Below are 19,239 nucleotides of genomic sequence, written 5' to 3' on the forward strand. Positions count from 1 at the left end.
ATTTTTTAATCTATAAGGATTATATCTATCCTACCTTAACCCTGCTGAATCGGAACCTTAATTCTCCCTTAATTGCAAATAAATTACCAAAAAAAATGATATGATATTTTTATATATTGTTGTATTAGGGAGATTATTTATATGGAAAATACAAGACTATTGATTGTGGATGATGAACAGGCAATCCACCAAATGTTGCGAATCATTTTGCAGAAAGAAGGGTTTGAGCGAATTGATACGGCAGAAACAGCAGAGGAAGCGCTCAGGCTTTGTGGGGTCAACAGCTACGACCTGATTTTTCTGGATGTGATGCTTCCAGACCGAAGTGGTTTTGAAATATGTCCTCTCATCAGAGAAAAAACGAATGCTACGATTTTCTTCCTGACAGCAAGGTCTACTGATCTTGATAAACTGTCAGGCTTTGCGTTAGGTGCTGACGATTATATCACAAAACCATTTAACCCTCTTGAAGCAGTGGCGAGAGTGAAAGCCCATTTAAGGAGACATAAAGTCAGCAATGTGAAGGAAAGTGCCAATTATCAATTTGGAGATTTATCTGTCAACCGCTCTTCTGGTGAAGTTATCGTTAGAGGTGTTAAGGTGTCCTTACCAGCACAGGTGTATCAACTGCTGCTGTTCTTCTGCCAGCATCCTAATCAGCTCTTCAGTAAAGCCCAGCTGTATGAAAATGTGTGGGGGGAAGATTTTCTCGGTGAGGATAACACAATTATGGTTCATATCCGCAAGCTCAGGGAAAAAATTGAACTAGACCCCAGCAAGCCCCAATTAATCGTGACAGTGAGAGGGCTCGGCTATAAATTAGCCGCAGAAGGTCGCAACTAAATGAATATGCCTAAACGATTTATATTGCAATTCTTTTTTCAGCTTCTTCTTGTATCCTCCTTTATTGCTGTCCTTATCTTTATATTTTGGGTATTCTTCGGCTACACTTTAACAAAATTAGAAGTAAACAGTGATTTAACGAAAGCTGATGTTTCTTCTATAGAAGGCTCTTTTTCCATAGATAAAGGACAAATAACAATTGAATCTGACATAAAAAAGTTAGCTAAGAAACAGGATGGCTGGATTGCTGTACTTTCTAAGGACGGAAAACTTTTAAAAACATACAACACACCAGCAGATTTTGAGTTCACTAAAACCGATTATAAATTGCTTTTATCTGAAAATCAGTCATTGCAGCAGTACGATTATAAAATCTGGACAATACGTGAGGATACAAAAAAGCCCCTGATTATTCTCTTTGGAACAGAAAACAGCAGTAAGGGTATTTTAGAGACTATTAAAAAAGAGGTAAATTGGAAGAAAAGCCAATTGGATCTTTCAGAGGCTGTAAAAAAAAACATAAAGAACAGCCAAGGCTGGGTGCAGCTTATCAATGTGGATGGGTCAACCCAGGACGGTTTTATGGCAGATAATCAGAAGGACCACTATTCTGTTTATGAGTTATTGCAGCTGACTAAAGTGGAAAACAAGGATTCTTCAGCCTATTACTATGAACAGACAGGGCAAGTTCTCCTTGTCGGCACCGAAAAAGTGGATTACGGACAAATTGAGACTGAAATGATGAAGGCCTTTGGAAGTACTGCCTTTATCATTTTTGTTGTCAGCCTCCTTCTATTATTAGCGGTGACTATTGTGTTCGGCTATAGGTTTGGCGCCCCCCTTGTTACCATCATGAATTGGATTGGAGATCTAGGCAAAGGAGTTTATGAGGATGGACATTACAAGCACTCTGTAATAATGACGAAAAAAGGAAAGCTGAAAAAGAAATATAGAATATACAAGGAATTAATTACAACCCTGACTCAGCTGACGGAGACCTTAGAGCAAAATAAACAAGCAAGAATAAAGGCGAGTAAAGTCAGAGATGAGTGGATCAGCGGTCTTTCTCATGACTTGAAAACACCACTTGCCTCTATTGGGGGCTATGCGGAGATGCTGCAATCAGACCAATATTCATGGTCAGAAAGTGAGGTTCGGACATTCTCTGCCACAATTGCGGAAAAGGCGCAATATATGAAGCAGCTGCTTGAGGATTTGACCTTAACATACCAGCTTAGGAGCGACGCCTTCCCTATCGCTAAGGAAAACGTAGAGATAAATGAACAAATTAGGCGAACGGTCATTCATTATGTAAATGGACCTGCTGGACAGCAATATCAGTTTGTATTCCAGCCTTATGAAGGTTCTGTAATCGCAGCAGTAGATCCGAAATGGTTTCAGCGCATTATGGAAAATCTGCTTGAAAATGCCCTAAAATACAATCCGCCAGAAACGACTGTCACGGTATCCATCCGCAAGCTTGATCAGCATTTACTGATGATTATGATTGAGGATGACGGTGTTGGCATGGATAATGAAACATTGAACAGGCTGTTTGAGCGCTACTACAGAGGAACAAACACAAGCAGCTCTAATAATGGGACTGGACTTGGCATGGCGATAACGAAAAAGCTGATTGAACTCCATGGCGGCTCCATCAAGGTAAAAAGCGAACTTGGTAAAGGTACTTATATTCGCATTCTCCTTCCGCTTGCTGATGAATAAAAAAAGGCTTCTTCCCAATAGGAAGAAGTCTTTTTTTATTATGCTGTCTTCGTCTTCACAGCTCTAAGCTGAACAAACAGCAAGACAAATCCGACTACTGTAATGATTGGTGCCACCAGAACAAGATCTTGAAGTGGCAAATAAGTAACCGACAAGCCTCCTGCAAATGCACCGCCGGCATTGCCGAGATTCATTGCCGATTGATTTAGCGTGCTTGCAATTGTTGGTGCTTCTGCTGACAGCCCGAGTATGCGGAACTGGAGCATTGGCACCATGGAAAAGGCAAGGACGCCGAACAGGAATATGCCTGGAATCATCAATATTGTGGAGAATTGCAGCAGATACAGAACAAAGAAGTACAGAATGAAGATAACCAATATATACTGCAAGGATAAATTAATATTCCAGTCTGCCAATTTTCCGCCCACGATATTGCCAACTGTAACTCCAAGCCCGAACACGACGAGTATCCACGATACTGCTGCAGATGGGAAGCCTGTTACATCTGTTAAAATCGGTGTGATGTATGTGAACAATGTGAACACACTGCCAAAGCAGAACATTGCAATCAACAAAGCCAGCCATAACTGATTGTTCTTGAGGACAGCAAGCTCTTTTCTTAAGTCCGCCTTTTTCTGCTGTTTCGGCTTTGGCACAAGCATATATATTCCAATAAGTGTAATAAAGCCAATGACTGCGATAATGAGGAAGCTGCTCCGCCAGCCGAGCTGCTGGCCAACAAATGTACCGAATGGCACACCGATTACATTAGCAACTGTCAATCCTGTGAACATCAATGCCATTGCGCTGGCACGGCGAGAATGCTCTACAAGACTTGCGGCCATAATTGCTCCTACTCCAAAGAACGAGCCGTGCGCCAATGACGTCAGCAAACGGGAAGCCATAAGTACACCGTAGCTTGACGCAATTGTTGACATTAAGTTTCCGAGAATAAATATTACCATTAACAACATTAATAAGTTCTTTTGTGACATTTTATAGGTTATAAGGACAAGAATAGGGCCGCCGACTGCCACACCAAGGGCATAGCCAGTAATAAGCTGTCCTGCTGCAGCAATAGAAGAGTTAACATCCCTTGCCACTTCTGGCAGCAAGCCCATGATAACAAACTCTGTCATGCCGATTGCAAATGCGCCAATTACCAATGTCCACAATGCCACTGGATATTTTTTATTCATATAATTCCCCTTTCGATGCATCAAATAGGACCATTATATCGAAAAAAACAGCCCAATGGCTGCCTTCTCTTTAAAAAAGTAAAAAAAGAACAAGCTGCTTTTTAGCTTACCTCTACACCTCAATAAGCAAAAAGCAGCGATCATCTACCTTTATTCCTATCTCCTCATCGAGCTTTAAAAAATGGACAATTTTTTCCTTAATAGCGTGAATAGGCTCTTGTTCTTTCACCAATAAATTAAGCGTGTTAGCAGAAATGGCTTCTGTTACACCGTCTGTATATAAGAACAGTCTGCCGCCTTCTTGATAAGCAAAGCTGCTTTTTCGGAATGTTAAATCCTCAAATATGCCGATTGGCGGGATTGTTGATTTGAATTCCGTGATTTCTGTGTCTCTCCCAATCCACAACGCCGGAGGGTGACCTGCATTTATGTATTCTATCTCCTTTGTATTCGTGTCAATGGTTAAAAAGATCGCTGTACAATAATGCTTTATGCCATCACCATTGCGAAACAGAAGATGAAGCTGTGTATCAAGCTCTGCCATAATTTCCTCAGCGGTAGCGCCTTTCATAATCAACAGCTGAAACAGTGACCTGAGCGACATGGAAATCAAGGCAGACGAAATCCCATGCCCCATAACATCAAGAATGATAAATCCATACTTGCCTGGAGAAATTTGATAAAAGCTGTACATATCACCAGACAGCTCGTTTGATGACTGGTAATAAGCAGAAATGCTTATCTCCTCATTACTGAAAGGAGTGGATAAGGAAATGCCCTGAATGTTTTTAGCCAAATCCAGCTCCCTTTTGATTCGCTCCTGATATTGTTCCTTTTGTTTATTGAGTTTAATAAGCTCCTTTTGTTTAGCTTGCAATTCACAAAGAACCTTTTCAAGCTCTTTGTTTGTTTCAGCCGCTTCCTTCAAGGCTGCAGCAGCAATGTTTCTTGCCTTCAAAATCTCACTTTCAAACTCAAGTCGTTGATGCATCGGAACAAGCACACATTCAATGACAAAGACGCCTTCTTTCTTATGTCTATTTGCAAAAATCAAGGCAGGAATCTCCTCGCCGCCTTTTTTCTGCAGAGAAAAGTGCATTTCTTCAATTTTATTTTCATGACGAATTAGCGGAAAAAAATAAAGCTGGCAAAAGATCCTTGAGGGCTTCGTCAATAACTGATTCATATGCTTATTAATCAAGTCATGACGGTCAAACCCTAACAGCTCCAGCAAGGTTCTGTTGACGGACAGAATATTCCCGTTATCTGAAAGCATTAGAAAGCCGCATGGTGCTTCATCCAGTTGTCTATCCATACATCACCAGCTCCTTTCCCTTAATCAAGGGTGCCTAAATATTCTCTCATTAATTCAACCGTTTGGTCCGGATGGCTCAGATGAGGGCAGTGTCCAGCTGCATCAATTACTCTTATAAGACTGTCACGCATATTTTGATGCATATATTCACCGACTGCTTTTGGCGCAACCACATCATCTGAACATTGAATAATAAGGGATGGCACAGAAGCTTTCGCAAGTTCTTGGCGATAATCAGAGAAAAACGTAGCAATCGCAAACTGACGGGCAATAACTGGATCTGTCGAACAAATGCTGATCATCAGCTCTTCTGCAAGAGAAGGCTGGTCTTCATTCGCCATGACCATCGCAGCAAAACCTTTCGCCCAGCCGATATAGTTTTTGTCGAGCAAATCAATCAATCCATGAAGCTCTTCCTCCTCAAACCCTCCATAGTATGGCGGCTTGTTCAAATAGCATGGTGAAGGACCAATCATGATCAGATTGCTAAAGCATTGCGGTCTTTCCAAGGATGCCAGCAAGCCGATAATGGAACTGACAGAATGGCCAACAAAAATAGCATCCTCGAGCTGCAGCTCATCGCAAATGTCGAGAACGTCCTGTACATAGCCGTGCAAGCTTTCATATTTCTCTTGATCATATTGGGAGATGTCAGATTTGCCAGAACCGACATAGTCAAACAGGACAACTTGATAGTCTTGTTCAAAAGCACTGGCTGTCCAGCGCCACATATTTTGGTCACACCCAAACCCATGGGCAAAGATCATTGTTTTGGAGCCGTTCCCACTAACTTTAACATTATTGCGATGTGTTATTTTTGGATGCTGTCCCATTTAGTCCCCTTTTACTTTTTCGTTTTAGTTGATAAGGTCATTATATGCTAAAAAGTCTTGAAAATTAAATAAAATAGTTCAAAGTTTGAATATCTTTTTTTTGAGATTTTCACTAGACAAAAAGACATCTTCCTATGAAGATGCCTGCTAGTTTATTAATTATTAATATATTTTTCAAATACGAAGCCGAAATCTTTTACATTGTATTTCTTACGGCTGTTCATGAGCCAGTTAAAAACTTGATCATTAATGTTGCGGAAATGCTCGGAAACATCTCCCTCTATTGAAGCACGCACTAATGTACTAGACGTAATTTGCAGACTTTCCTTCGCAAATTCCAAAGAAATTTCGTTTTCCTGTGTCAGTTCACTGATTCGGATTAATGCTTTATATAAATCCTTGATAGCTTCAATATGGTTTTTATGTATATCAATGCTGAATGGAACAGTTCCCATCGAAAACTTAATTTCCACATCGAGATCAATCGTGCCTGCTGTTTCCATCGACACATTAGAAATCGCATGCTCTTTATACGAATATCTTTTCAAGCTTCTCTTTTTGCTGATTGCACTCGTACCGTCAAGATGGACTAACGCCCTGTTTGTAAAGCAATATTCATCTGTCTTTGATTTAATCAAAAAGTAAATTTTTTCATTATCCTCATGAAGGATATAATCATCAGCATCTACTTTATCATAATCAGAAGGGTGAATAACACTTCCTACATCACTTAAACCTAATGCATCAGACGCGATTTTTTTAAACACGGGTGAGTTCCTCCTAAAATGGTAATCTTCTAGTATATTACTCCATTTATTTACATCCACTACTATTATTTTAGCTTATTTAAGGAAAGGTTGAAAACTATTTTTCGAAAAGTTGTGCCATTTGTATCTAGGAAGAAAGTATCTTACATAAGAAAGAATACAAACATATACTAATAATGGGGAATTTTTTGTTTATTGTAAATCTATCACACAGTCCTATCGAGGTGTTTTAATATGGAAAAGGTTTATATCGACTCTGATCTTATCGGCAGGTCATTCATCTGCTCTCTTCTATCGGCAATAACGCTTAGTCTTGTTTTTATTTTATTACGGTCAACTTATTTTTCTTTTATGGAACTTATCATTTTTTCTCTTATTATCTTTTTCTTTTATTTGTTTATCGCTACACCGCTGCAAATTAAGCTGAACCAAAAGCCTAAAAGCTTCAGTATTAAATATCTTCTCATCTATCTGATTGGCTCTGCGATTACTAATGCTGTCTTGTTAATGACTATGCATCAAAATCCTTTTAATTTCCTGGAGTTTTATTTAATGGTTTTAGCTGGTGCCATTATTTTTTGGATTTATGATTCGGTTTTGCTGCAGCAGCAGGAATAGTATAAATAGTAAGGTTTTTCTTATTCCAAGATCTTAGTTTAATAGTTTTCTTCATTTTTCCTTCACAATTAATTATACTGCAACTGCCCACTTTCTTGGCAGCGTTTTCAATTCACAAACCTCTTTGCGAAACATTGAACAAAACCTTCTGGAATGCAAATCACATGATAAAATAATGCTGCATAATTAAAAGCAACCCGATTAATATTCAAGACCAAAGCCATTGGTAAAGTGCTCAAATTTTTACAACATTTCAGCTATTTCCAAAACAAACGATAAGGAGTTGAAACCGATGTCAGCAGACCAATCAGCATTTTAATTCCCATTTACTTATTCATAATGCTTGTACTAGCAGAAGAACAAAATATCGTACTAATTACCTCGATATAAAAAAAAGGGAAATCAGCGAATGGCCTGCACTCGTCCGACTTTCCCATCTGTTAGCCTTACTTTTATTCCATGTGGATGGAAAGAGGAATTTGTGAGAATATCTTTAACTACTCCAACGGTTCTCTTTCCTGTTTTTTGATCTGCTTTTAAGACGATTTCAACCGTTAGCCCGGAGGTGATGTCTTTTCTGTTTTGGCCGTTCATTAGACGCCCATTCTTCTTCGCTGGTTGTTCGTTTTTTTCGTTTGCTGGCTGTTCATCTTTTGCATTTTTGTATTGCCGTTAAGATTTGGGCCTTGCTGAGATTGTTGCTTTTTATTGGCAAGCTGCTGCTTCATTGCATCCTTTAAGCTTACTTTTTTCTTTTCTTGTTCTGACATTTTGTTTTCCTCCATTGCATTTTTGACTTGCTATTGCTACTATAACACACACCTAAATAGGAAGAAATCATTCTCTACAATTCATCGGCGAATTGATTCAGTCTTACTGCCATTTCCTGAATTTCCTCCATAAATGCACATGTTTGCTTAATTGAATTTGCCTGTGACTCCCCAATAGATGCTATCTTCTCAATCGAACGATTCATTCTGCTTGTCGCCGCCTTTATCTGTTCCATTGTAGCGTGGATTTGCTGGGTTGATTGAACAGTATCTCGGGAAAACTTTCTAATTTCATTTGCGACAACTTCAAAGCCCTTCCCCTTTTCGCCTGCTCTGGCCGCCTCGATTGCTGCATTAAGACCAAGCAAATTTGTCTGATCCGCAACCCGCTTAATAAGAGACAACACCTCTGTCGATTTATTCACCTCTCCTTCTGCTTGTTTTGATTGCCCAAGAAGTTCCTGTGAGAAATTAGCCAAAGATCCAGAGCTGTCTGTAATCATGCCAATTTGTTTGTTTGCCTGCAATAAAGAAGCGAGCATTTGATTGACAATCTCCCGCAGTTCAGTCTGCCTGCGCACTTGCACAGCAATCCCGCCAATCACCTCTCCCTTTGTATTAACAATCGGCGTTGCTGTGCCGATAAATTCAAATCCATAAAAATTTGCTGGAACGGAGGACTTGAACGCTTTTTTATCCCGAAGAGCAATGGCAAGAGGTTCCTCTCGTGAAAGCAGCTGGTTTACTTTAATTTTCAAGTCGATTGCATCTCCAGGAAAATAGGCGACAAACTTTTCTTTATCACAAATGGCAATCGACAAGTCTAACGGGATAGCCATTTTCATCATAGGGATAATGTCGATAATGCTTTCTAATGATTCTGCTCTGTTTAACAATCGTAGAACTCCCTTCCCGCGTAATACTCTTAGTATCACTTAAGCAAGGAAATACTAAACATCTCTACACATTAGTTCAATCGACGTTTATAATACAAATATAACCAATTTTTTAAGTGCGGTGATTTTTTGTTCAAAATATTATTAATTGAAGATGACGCAACCCTTTTTGCTGAAGTAAAGGACCGGCTCAGCCAGTGGTCTTATGAAGTATATGGGATAACTGACTTTTCTAAGGTAATGCAGGACTTTTCGACAGTAAAGCCTGATCTCGTTATCATAGACATCCAGCTTCCGAAGTTCGACGGCTTTCATTGGTGCCGCATGATTCGCTCTCAATCAAAGGTGCCGATTATTTTCCTGTCCTCACGAGATCATCCGACTGATATGGTCATGTCGATGCAGCTTGGAGCTGATGATTTTGTCCAGAAGCCCTTCCATTTCGAGGTGCTAATCGCTAAAATTCAAGCAATTCTCCGCCGTGTGTACAATTACAGCCTAGAACAGACGGAAAAGAAGACTTGGTGCGGTGCAACCCTCGATTATGAAACAAACACTGTAGCTAATGAAAATGGCACAATCGAACTGACAAAGAATGAAGCTTTTATCTTAAAATTGCTTGTTGAGCAAAAGAATAAAATTGTCAGCCGAGACACGCTCATTGAACATCTTTGGAATGACAGCCGCTTTATAAGCGATAATACCCTTACAGTGAATGTTAACCGGCTTCGCAAACGGCTTGAGGAGATTGGAATCGGAAAGTTTATTGAGACGAAAGTCGGCCAAGGCTATATTGCCATTGAAGAGGACGAGCTATGATTTGGAAATTTATTAAAGAAAAACAAAGCTGGCTTTTATTTATTTTGTTTCTCCTAGCATTGAATCTGGTTGTGGCAGCACTTGATGATACAATTGCCTTCACATCAGTTCTATATACAGTATTTTTGTCTTTGCTGTTTTGCCTGCTGTATTTGTTTTGGAGATATCAAAAGGAAACAGCTTTTTATAAAACTTTGACCGAGCGGGACGATAATCTTGATTTATCAGGTATCGCTGTTCCTGAAAGTCCATTCGAGGAAATTGTCGCCGAAAGTCTGAGACAACAAACCTTGTTGTTAAAAGAAGAGCTGCTCACAAATACAGTCGCATTAGAGCAAGAAAAAGACGACCTCCTCTCTTGGATTCATGAAGTAAAGACACCTATGACAACATTGCGACTTCTAATTGACCGGATTGACGATAAAGAAATGCGAGGCAATTTAACATATGAATGGCTGCGGATACATCATCTTCTTGACCAGCAGCTTCATTCAAAACGCTTGCCTTTCATGCAAAATGATTTGTATGTGGAAAAAGTATCTTTAGAGGATATTTTATACGATGAAATTCGCACATTGCAGACATGGTGTATCCAGAAAGGAATTGGTTTTGAGGTTGAGCTTTCAGAAACCGCAGTGCTGACAGACAGTAAATGGCTGGCATTTATTATCAGACAGCTGCTGACAAATGCCGTTAAATACAGCGAAAAAGCAGATATTGTCATTACAAGCAGCAGGAAAGACGAGCAGATTATACTGCAAATCCGTGATTTTGGAATCGGCATGGAGAAAAAGGATTTGCCGCGTATTTTTGATAAAGGCTTCACATCTACAGCTAACCATCAAAACCAGCATGCGACAGGCATGGGATTATACCTTGCCAAAAAGGCAGCAGATACCCTCCATATTACAATGGAAGTCGATTCCTTGCCGCAAAAAGGAACAGCATTCACCTTGACCTTTCCAAGAAAGAATGACTTTGTCCATTTGTTAAGCAATGCAAGCATGTGACAAAACTGTCACATGCTTCTTCTATTTTGTTCGCTGATTCGAAGGATGAGACAGTTCGAGGTGCCTATAATGTAGATATAAACAAGTGGTTAGGAGAGTGACTTAATTTGATGATATTAGAAGCAAATCAAATTCAAAAAAGCTATGGAAACAAATTTAATAAACAAGAGGTGCTCAGAGGTGTCAGTCTGTCTGTTCAAAAAGGCGAGTTTGTCAGCATTATGGGAGCTTCTGGTTCTGGAAAAACAACATTGCTTAATGTGCTGTCTTCCATAGATAAAGTAAGCAACGGAACCATTAAAATTGAAGGCAGTGAAATAACCGGGATGAGGGAGAAGCAGCTTGCTCAGTTCCGTAAAAACAACCTCGGCTTCATCTTTCAAGATTATAACCTGCTCGACACACTGACAGTGAAGGAGAATATCCTTCTTCCCTTGTCGATAACGAAAACACCAAGAAAGGAAGCAGAAAACCGCTTTACAAAAATCGCCAATGAGCTCGGCATATTTGAGCTAAAGGATAAATATCCAAACGAGATTTCCGGCGGCCAGAAGCAGCGCACATCTGCAGCCAGAGCTTTTATCCATGAGCCGAGCATCATCTTTGCTGATGAGCCGACTGGTGCATTGGACAGTAAATCAGCTTCTGATCTTTTGAACAAGCTGAGCAGCTTGAACGAAACACTTGCCGCAACCATTTTGATGGTTACACATGATCCACTTGCTGCGAGCTATTGCAGCAGGGTCATTTTCATTAAAGATGGACAAATTTACACACAGTTAAATAAGGGAGAGCAGGACAGGCAGCATTTCTTCCAGGATATCATGAAGACACAAGGAATTTTGAGCGGGGTGCAATATGAACATTAATCAGCTCATTTTTCGCAATCTTGTCAAAAACATCAAGCATTATTACTTGTATGTATTTGCCTTGATTTTCAGTGTCTGCTTGTATTTCGCTTTTGTCACCCTTCAATATGATCCGTCTATGGATTCGGTGGAAGGAACGATTAAAGGCGGTGCTGCCATTAAAGTTGCCTCTATCTTGTTAGTCGTTATCGTCTCCATTTTTCTTTTTTATGCGAATATGATTTTCATTAAAAGACGCAGCAAGGAAATCGGACTGTTCCAGCTGATTGGCATGACGAAGGAAAAAATCTTTTGGCTTCTAGGAATGGAGAACTTCCTGTTATACTTTGGAGCGCTTTTCATCGGTACCTTCATCGGCTTTTCCTTTTCAAAGCTAATTATCTTAGTTTTATTTAAGATAACTGGCGTAAAAGGAATTGCAAAACTTCATTTTTCAAATGAGGCATTAGTACAGACAATTCTTGTGTTTGCAGTCATCTATATCTTCATTATGCTGATGAATTACATCTTCATTAAAAGACAAACAATCTTAAACTTGTTCAGAGTAACATCATCTGCAGAAGGCAGAGTTAAAAAAATGTCCGTCATGGAGATTATTATCGGGATTATCGGGATAGCAGGAATCATCTCAGGCTATTATGTTTCGTCAAAGCTGTTTGATGGCGATTTTCAGACAATGAATGCATTGTTTGGTGCGATGGCCTTTATATTAGGGTCTGTTATACTTGGCACCTATCTCTTCTATAAAGGGTCTGTCAGCTTTCTGTTCAATCTTGTCCGCAAAAGCAAAAACGGCTATTTAAACATTAATGAGGTCCTGTCTTTATCGAGCATCATGTTCAAGATGAAATCCAATTCGCTTCTGTTAACCATTATCACAACTGTATCAGCGCTTGCGATTGCCTTGCTGTCGTTATGCTATATCTCCTACTATTCTGCTGAGAAAAATGCAGAGACTAGCATCCCCGCTAATTTTTCATTCGGATCGAGTGAGGAAGCTGCGTTGTTTACAGAACAATTAACCAAAAATAAGATAGCATATGACGAAACAAAGATTGACGTAATAATGGCTGATATTAATATCGGCAAAATTTTAAAGGCGGATTTCAACAATCTTAATTTCGACCCGAATATGACGACACTTGCTGTTGTAAGCGAAAACAGTGTGAAAGGGGTCGATTTAGAGGAGGATGAATCATTATTCACAAACTATGATGGTGCATTAAAAGAATTTATGCCGATGAAAAACACTGGAGATATAACGCTTGAAACAAAGGACGAAGCAATCCCGCTGCACCTCATTGGTTTAGATGACGTGCCAGTTATATCCTATAAGTACACAGCTGGCGGGATGCCGACAACGATTGTCGACGAAAAGGTATTTGCTCAGCTTAACAGCAACAAAAATGACAAGCTGCAGTTAGCTTCAAGCACTTATTTCGGAGTTAATATTAACAAAAACGCGGAGATTGAAAAAGCGAATGACATTTACCATGACCTTAAATTAGAGGAGCAGGAATTCAGCCTTTCCCGTCTGGATATGGCCACTAACAACAAGTCTAATATGGGACTGACTATGTTTATCGTCGGATTTCTAGGTTTGACCTTCCTTATCACTTCCGGCTGTATTCTTTACTTTAAACAGATGGATGAAGGCGAAGAGGAAAAGCATAACTACACGATTTTAAGAAAGCTTGGCTATACGAAGGGTGATCTGCTCAGAGGAATTCAAGGCAAGCAGCTGTTCAGCTTCGGAATTCCCCTTGTGATTGGTCTTGCTCACAGTTATTTTGCTGTCCAATCAGGCTGGTTCTTTTTCGGAACAGCATGGACACCAATGCTTACTGTTATGGTCGTCTACACGCTTCTCTATTCCATCTTTGGACTATTATCTGTCCTATACTATAAAAAAGTAATAAACAACGCGCTTTAAAATCTTTACCTATTATTGGAAGTTTATCTTCTGTCAGAAGGTCTATATATACTTTATAACCTTTTAAGGAGGATGATAGAAATGAGTAACTTTGACCAATACAAAGACAAAGCTATCGATGCTGCGAAAAAGGCGCAAAGAAATGAGAAAGTCCGAGACAAAGAAAGAGATATGGGTGAAAAGTTAAAGGATAAAATGAAAGATAAGTTTAATAAATAACCCGTATAAAAAGAGCAGGCTAGTTTACGTTAGCCTGCTCTTTTCATTGGGCAAATTTGGAGTTGCTGCCCCCTCCTAACATTTCCTGTGTAAGGCTTGGCAGCACTATTTCCACAGTCGTCCCACTACCTACCCTACTTTTAATGTTTAATTGGCCGTGATGGCCCTCTTCAATTATCTTGAAGCAGGTCATTAATCCAAGTCCTGTCCCCTTCTCCTTTGTTGTATAGAAAGGTTCGCCGAGTGTCGCAAGTCTCTCTTCTTCAATGCCAATCCCTTGGTCGACAATTTGAATTGATATCTTGTCTTCTTCTAGCGCTTCTACTGTTATCGCAATAATTCCCCCGTTTGGCATTGCTTCGATCGAGTTTTGCAGAAGGTTAAGGAATACTTGCTTCAAACGGTTTTCTTCACAAAAAATCATCGGGATGTCTTCATCCATCTTCGTGTAAATTTGTGTATTATACAAATTGGACTGAGCATTGATAAAGGTGACAACATCTTTAATAATATCTTTAATATTTTTCTTTTTATAAACGTCTGCAGTCGGTTTAGAAAGAAACAAAAACTCTCCGACAATCGTATTTATTCGCTCTATTTCGGATAGAACAATATCCAAATATTCATTCTGCTTATCATCAGACTTTAACAGCTGAATAAATCCTTTGATGGAAGTAAGAGGATTGCGGATTTCGTGGGCAATTCCTGCAGACATTTGCCCGAGCAGCGCCATTTTCTCTGACTTCTGCACATATTGGTTCGTCTGCTCTTTGCGCTCTGTAATATCTGTGCCGAGGGAAAGAACGGCATCCTTGCCGTCAAAGGCAATCGACAGACAGCTGACCTCAAAATAAAACACCGATTTGTCGAATCGCATCATTTTATATTCAATATTGTGGAGCGGCTTCTTCTCTGTTTTGACAAGACTCATCCGCATTTCCCAGCGTTCCTTATATTCAGGTGCAATGAATTCTCCGAAGGACCTGCCAATCAGCTCACTAGGAGAGTTCGCCCCCATCATTAGAACTGCTGCCTTATTCACATAGATAATTTTGTTCTTGTGATGAATAAACACCGGCTCTGGCAGGGAATCAACTAGCAGCCTGTAGCTGGTCTCACTCAAACGGGCTTTTTGCTCAAAATAGCTGCCTAAGTCAATATGATAGCCGACAAACCATGCAATGGCCGTAAAAATGAAGAAGTCGATTGTAAAGAAAGGCTCTTGGTCTGCTATCTTCTGATACAACGTAAATAGGACCGAAACTAACACCAACACAACTTGTCCAGTTCTTTTCATATTTGGAGGTCTCCCCATCATATCCATTGCTCCCATGCAACATAATAGTATTAACACGTTCTTTATGATGAACATTCTTTTCTCTTATTCTACCATCTGATTGGTGGAATTGGTAAAAATTTATGATTGTTTTTTTACGGCTAGATTATGTGTCTTTTGTCAAAAAATCTGCAGAAATCGCAAAAAGATCATTTCTTTATTGTTATATAGCTTTATTTTTCTTCTACCCTTGTAGCTTGCGGTCTCAAACGCTGTCTCATTATTCACACACTATTGCAAAATAAAGAATTCTTGTTCATGAAAACCCTTTCTTATTGTACTCTCCAGAAATACAATTGTATTCTTAGGAAAAATTTATTATGATAGTTAAGTTGAATCAAGAATTATAGATAACCAGCTGAAAGATGCTTTTTAATAAAACTGCAAGAAATGAGATTGGTTTTATTCCAACTTCATCATTTCGTTGCCGGAAACCTACTCCATGAGCATTATCATATTTTGAAAATTACGGCTGCTAAATCGTGAAAGAGGGGATATAAATGTCAAACAACAACAAGCTTTCCCAAGGCTTAGAATCACGTCATATCCAGATGATTGCATTAGGCGGAACAATCGGAGTCGGACTGTTCCTAGGCTCTTCCAGTACAATCGGCTGGACAGGCCCATCCGTTTTGCTTGCATACGCAATTGCTGGAATGTTCGTATTCTTTATCATGCGGGCAATGGGAGAAATGCTTTATCTAGAGCCTAGCACAGGTTCCTTCGCCACATTCGGCCATAAATACATCCACCCGCTTGCAGGCTATATGACTGCTTGGAGCAACTGGTTCCAGTGGGTAATTGTCGGCATGTCAGAAATCATCGCTGTCGGAGAATATATGAACTACTGGTTCCCTGATTTACCGCCATGGATTCCAGGATTAATCGCCATGGCAATACTAGGTGCTGCTAATTTAGTATCTGTAAAATCCTTCGGAGAATTTGAATTTTGGTTTGCCATGATTAAAATTGTTACAATCGTGCTCTTAATTGTAGCAGGCTTAGGCATTATCTTCTTCGGATTTGGAAACGGCGGACAAGCTGTCGGCTTATCCAATCTGTGGGCACACGGCGGCTTTTTCTCAGGCGGCTTCACAGGATTCTTCTTTGCCCTTTCTCTTGTTATCGGTGCCTATCAAGGAGTTGAATTGATTGGGATCACTGCTGGAGAAGCAAAAGATCCAAAGAAAACACTGACAAAGTCAATCAACAGCATTATCTGGCGCATTCTTATTTTCTATATTGGCGCGATTTTCGTTATTGTTACAGTGTATCCATGGGATCAGCTCAGCTCTGTCGGCAGCCCGTTTGTAGCAACATTTGCTAAAGTCGGTATCACAGCTGCTGCTGGTATTATTAACTTTGTTGTTATCACTGCTGCCATGTCAGGCTGCAACAGCGGTATTTACAGTGCAGGACGCATGCTTTATACATTAGCAATGAACAAGCAAGCACCAGCCTTTTTTGGAAAACTAACTTCAAATGGCGTACCATTATTCAGCACAATTGGCGTTATGGTCGGATTATTAGTTGGTGTTATCTTAAGCTATATCGCACCAAAGGGCATCTTTGTTTACGTTTATAGTGCAAGTGTCTTGCCAGGAATGGTGCCATGGTTTGTCATCTTAATCAGCCAAATTCGTTTCAGAAAAGCGAAAGCAGCCGAAATGGGCAGCCATCCATTTAAAATGCCATTTGCACCTGTAACAAATTATGCAACTATCGTATTTCTATTAATCGTCCTTGTCGGCATGGCCTTCAATAAAGACACACAAGTCTCTCTTGTTGTCGGAATCATCTTCCTTCTCTTAGTTGTCATCAGCTTCTTCGCTTTTGGCATCGGCAAGGAACGCCCAGACAAAAAGGACACTACTGCAACAGCAAACCGTTAAATATAGAAAACAGCACTCCTAACATTAAGGAGTGCTGTTTTTTATTTAGCTGATTTTTTTTGACCTATACAACAGGCAAGAGTTAGGAAAATGTATGGGTATGTTAATAGAATTAGCTCTATAAATCCATATTCTCTAAAAATATGACCTTCTCTCGGATCTGTATCATAGTAATAACTTTACCCACCATATAGATGCCGACGAGCAAATAAGTGACAAATGATATAGTAAGCAAAACATAGCCTAGTATATGGAATTTTATATTTAGAACACAATATAATAATATGCCAAAAAAGATTAATCCTAACAATAGTAACAATACACATACATATAATGGCTCATATAAATAATCACTCTCACTTCCAGGGAAGTTCATCATCCTCCCTCCTTTCTCTTATTTAATACGAGCTCGCATTTAATAAAAGGGATTCGCACTTGAATATACGATTCCCCTTTTTGCTTTCACTGCTTTTTCTTTTTACCTATACTACAGGCCAGTGTTAGGAAAATGTATGGGTATGTTAATAGAATCAGCTCTAAAAATCCATAATTATTAAAAATATGACCTTCTCTCGGGTCTGTATCATAGTAATAACCTTTACCCACCATGTATATGCCAACCAATAAATAGGTAATTATAGACAGTCCAAGAAAAACAAACCCTATCATATTAAATTTCAAGTTCAGTAAACAATATAATAATATGAAAAAAAATAGTAACCCAGCAGAAAATAACAAAAATACTACTATCATTGGTTCATAAACAGTAGCACTTAAACTATTAATTAGCCCCATTGATTTACTCCTGTTAATAATTTTTTTTCGGATTACATGCATCTAAATATGTGTTAAGTAGAGACTTATCAGGTCTCCAAGGTTCTAAGTTCCATGATGTTTTCCAAACAGTACCTGGATTTATCGCATGACATATAAATTGATCTTTCATCCTACCATGTTTTGAGCTCGCTATACTTTTCTTGAAATTTGCATCTGCGGTAACCTCAGACCACATGTCCTTTGCAATAACAGTTGATGCAAATGTCCCTGTTAATGGTGAGCCTAAAACATAGCTTGAAGTTACGAATAATTTTGCACACGTTCTTGTATAAACAGAGAATTTACCACTGCTACTATTTCCAAAATACTTTGAGTCAGTATTATTTATGGTATCTGAACAGAACAAAGGATCAGCTTGGAGAGGGTAACTATCGCCTGTATATTCTACTGTTTGATAGATTGCATTATCCTTGAGAGTATACTGACTTTCTATAAAATCACCTTCATTATCAACAGCCCAAGGCTTCCCAATACTGAATATTATTTCTCCCTTATCATCTTTAACATAATATAATCCGTCTTCTTCAACTAAATATTGGTTTTTCTCTAACTCAATGTCAATTTTAAATTCTTTAGGCGATTCTTCAGATTCCAGTGTATAAATTTGCCTGAAACCTCCATCCAATATTTGGTTTTTCACCTGATAATCTTCATCTTCATTTTCATAAACTATAGTTCCATCATCATTTTCTTTAAACTCTAACTCTTCATCATCTAAAGAAATCTCAATACTATTTCCATCTTCATCTGTAAATTCTATACTACTTTTATCAAAATCTATCTCTGCACTGTATTCTTCTTCCTCCGATATGATACTATCCCTATTTTCTTTATAGTCACTTGTTTCAACATCTTCGATTAAATCGAATGGTAACTCCTCCATATTGGCTGCAAATTCTTCAGGAGATTTGATATTAGAATTATCCTTCGTCTCTGCTCTTGTAATTGGCAGATTAAACATACCTACAAACAGAACGGTAATTACAATTAGACTAAATATTTTTTTAAACATAAGAAATTCCCCCTCAATATTTGTAATACTTAAAGTGAAACATCTTGCTTCATGGATTTTTTTATATTTCATCTGCCCTCCTCTCTTCTTTTTTGGGTTTCTTTATTGAAGCATCCGTTTCCTTTGAGTTCACAAAATGATCATGGAAGATGGGTTATTCACATTAATTAGCACATAGTAGTATTTCTCTAAAATTGAAAGGGAAATTTTTCATTATATTTCTACCTAAGTTAGAAGGAGAATTAATACAAAGCACTCTCTATTAATTGATGGACACAACTAACATAGAGTGCTTTTTTGGATATTTGTTCAAAAGTAAGGATTAACTATCTAAGAATAAATGCTT

19 protein-coding genes are annotated in these 19,239 nt (G+C 38.9%); 9 read left to right on the forward strand and 10 right to left on the reverse strand.

What is annotated here, in order from left to right; genetic code table 11:
* The first annotated feature begins 141 nt into the window (after positions 1-141).
* Positions 142-843: a response regulator transcription factor gene (locus tag ACLIJJ_RS20770; protein WP_237941964.1), complete on the forward strand. Its 702-nt coding sequence runs from the start codon at positions 142-144 to the stop codon at positions 841-843.
* Positions 844-2,568, forward strand: a complete 1,725-nt coding sequence (locus tag ACLIJJ_RS20775) for a HAMP domain-containing sensor histidine kinase (protein ID WP_285109878.1) — start codon at positions 844-846, stop codon at positions 2,566-2,568. It abuts the gene before it with no gap.
* A gap of 38 nt (positions 2,569-2,606) precedes the next feature.
* Here ACLIJJ_RS20775 and ACLIJJ_RS20780 read toward each other — a convergent pair whose 3' ends face one another.
* The 4 genes from ACLIJJ_RS20780 to ACLIJJ_RS20795 form a co-directional block, all read right to left on the reverse strand.
* Positions 2,607-3,767 carry an MFS transporter gene (locus ACLIJJ_RS20780; RefSeq protein ID WP_411411542.1) on the reverse strand — a complete coding sequence of 387 codons (1,161 nt, stop codon included), beginning with the start codon at positions 3,765-3,767 and terminating at the stop codon, positions 2,607-2,609.
* 112 nt (positions 3,768-3,879) lie between these two features.
* A complete protein-coding gene (locus ACLIJJ_RS20785) occupies positions 3,880-5,082 on the reverse strand; it encodes a SpoIIE family protein phosphatase (protein ID WP_251644809.1) in 1,203 nt (400 codons plus the stop codon).
* 20 nt (positions 5,083-5,102) lie between these two features.
* Entirely contained in the window at positions 5,103-5,915 is an 813-nt protein-coding gene (locus tag ACLIJJ_RS20790; protein WP_233315751.1) for an alpha/beta fold hydrolase, read from the reverse strand.
* A gap of 155 nt (positions 5,916-6,070) precedes the next feature.
* Positions 6,071-6,682: a PH domain-containing protein gene (locus tag ACLIJJ_RS20795; protein ID WP_233315752.1), complete on the reverse strand. Its 612-nt coding sequence runs from the start codon at positions 6,680-6,682 to the stop codon at positions 6,071-6,073.
* A 234-nt stretch (positions 6,683-6,916) separates the two neighbouring features.
* Between ACLIJJ_RS20795 and ACLIJJ_RS20800 the strand changes: the two genes are divergently transcribed.
* Positions 6,917-7,300 carry a UPF0715 family protein gene (locus tag ACLIJJ_RS20800; protein WP_233315753.1) on the forward strand — a complete coding sequence of 128 codons (384 nt, stop codon included), beginning with the start codon at positions 6,917-6,919 and terminating at the stop codon, positions 7,298-7,300.
* A 402-nt stretch (positions 7,301-7,702) separates the two neighbouring features.
* On the opposite strand, the gene ACLIJJ_RS20805 is transcribed toward ACLIJJ_RS20800, so the two are convergent.
* From ACLIJJ_RS20805 to ACLIJJ_RS20815, 3 genes are all read right to left on the reverse strand, one after another.
* Positions 7,703-7,894: a YwbE family protein gene (locus ACLIJJ_RS20805; protein WP_233315754.1), complete on the reverse strand. Its 192-nt coding sequence runs from the start codon at positions 7,892-7,894 to the stop codon at positions 7,703-7,705.
* The gene (locus tag ACLIJJ_RS20810) at positions 7,894-8,070 is read right to left on the reverse strand and encodes a hypothetical protein (protein ID WP_233315755.1); all 177 of its coding nucleotides are present in this window, start codon (positions 8,068-8,070) and stop codon (positions 7,894-7,896) included. The genes ACLIJJ_RS20805 and ACLIJJ_RS20810 overlap by 1 nt, the downstream gene beginning before the upstream one ends.
* Before the next feature lie 74 nt (positions 8,071-8,144).
* A complete protein-coding gene (locus ACLIJJ_RS20815; protein WP_233315756.1) occupies positions 8,145-8,966 on the reverse strand; it encodes a methyl-accepting chemotaxis protein in 822 nt (273 codons plus the stop codon).
* Between the two features lie 129 nt (positions 8,967-9,095).
* Between ACLIJJ_RS20815 and ACLIJJ_RS20820 the strand changes: the two genes are divergently transcribed.
* The 5 genes from ACLIJJ_RS20820 to ACLIJJ_RS20840 all read left to right on the forward strand — a co-directional run bounded on the left by ACLIJJ_RS20820 (position 9,096) and on the right by ACLIJJ_RS20840 (position 13,816).
* Positions 9,096-9,785, forward strand: a complete 690-nt coding sequence (locus tag ACLIJJ_RS20820) for a response regulator transcription factor (RefSeq protein WP_233315757.1) — start codon at positions 9,096-9,098, stop codon at positions 9,783-9,785.
* A complete protein-coding gene (locus ACLIJJ_RS20825; RefSeq protein WP_233315758.1) occupies positions 9,782-10,795 on the forward strand; it encodes a sensor histidine kinase in 1,014 nt (337 codons plus the stop codon). The genes ACLIJJ_RS20820 and ACLIJJ_RS20825 overlap by 4 nt, the downstream gene beginning before the upstream one ends.
* A gap of 107 nt (positions 10,796-10,902) precedes the next feature.
* On the forward strand, positions 10,903-11,664 hold the full coding sequence (locus ACLIJJ_RS20830; protein ID WP_233315759.1) for an ABC transporter ATP-binding protein: 762 nt from the start codon (positions 10,903-10,905) through the stop codon (positions 11,662-11,664).
* Positions 11,654-13,597 carry an ABC transporter permease gene (locus ACLIJJ_RS20835; RefSeq protein WP_251644813.1) on the forward strand — a complete coding sequence of 648 codons (1,944 nt, stop codon included), beginning with the start codon at positions 11,654-11,656 and terminating at the stop codon, positions 13,595-13,597. Before ACLIJJ_RS20830 ends, ACLIJJ_RS20835 begins: the two co-directional genes overlap by 11 nt.
* An 81-nt stretch (positions 13,598-13,678) precedes the next feature.
* Positions 13,679-13,816, forward strand: coding sequence for a hypothetical protein (locus ACLIJJ_RS20840; RefSeq protein ID WP_233315761.1), 138 nt, complete (start codon positions 13,679-13,681; stop codon positions 13,814-13,816).
* 43 nt (positions 13,817-13,859) lie between these two features.
* On the opposite strand, the gene ACLIJJ_RS20845 is transcribed toward ACLIJJ_RS20840, so the two are convergent.
* Positions 13,860-15,113, reverse strand: coding sequence for an ATP-binding protein (locus tag ACLIJJ_RS20845; protein WP_411411543.1), 1,254 nt, complete (start codon positions 15,111-15,113; stop codon positions 13,860-13,862).
* Positions 15,114-15,652: 539 nt separating this feature from the next.
* Between ACLIJJ_RS20845 and ACLIJJ_RS20850 the strand changes: the two genes are divergently transcribed.
* Positions 15,653-17,044, forward strand: coding sequence for an amino acid permease (locus tag ACLIJJ_RS20850; RefSeq protein WP_411411544.1), 1,392 nt, complete (start codon positions 15,653-15,655; stop codon positions 17,042-17,044).
* Positions 17,045-17,506: 462 nt separating this feature from the next.
* Here ACLIJJ_RS20850 and ACLIJJ_RS20855 read toward each other — a convergent pair whose 3' ends face one another.
* Together ACLIJJ_RS20855 and ACLIJJ_RS20860 are read right to left on the reverse strand one after the other, a co-directional pair.
* Complete coding sequence (locus tag ACLIJJ_RS20855; RefSeq protein WP_411411545.1) at positions 17,507-17,839, reverse strand: hypothetical protein; 333 nt, start codon at positions 17,837-17,839, stop codon at positions 17,507-17,509.
* A 13-nt stretch (positions 17,840-17,852) separates the two neighbouring features.
* Entirely contained in the window at positions 17,853-18,965 is a 1,113-nt protein-coding gene (locus ACLIJJ_RS20860) for a DUF2599 domain-containing protein (protein WP_411411546.1), read from the reverse strand.
* Positions 18,966-19,239 lie beyond the last annotated feature (274 nt).

It is taken from the genome of Niallia laureatilytica, from assembly GCF_046613985.1.
Classification (GTDB): domain Bacteria; phylum Bacillota; class Bacilli; order Bacillales; family Cytobacillaceae; genus Niallia.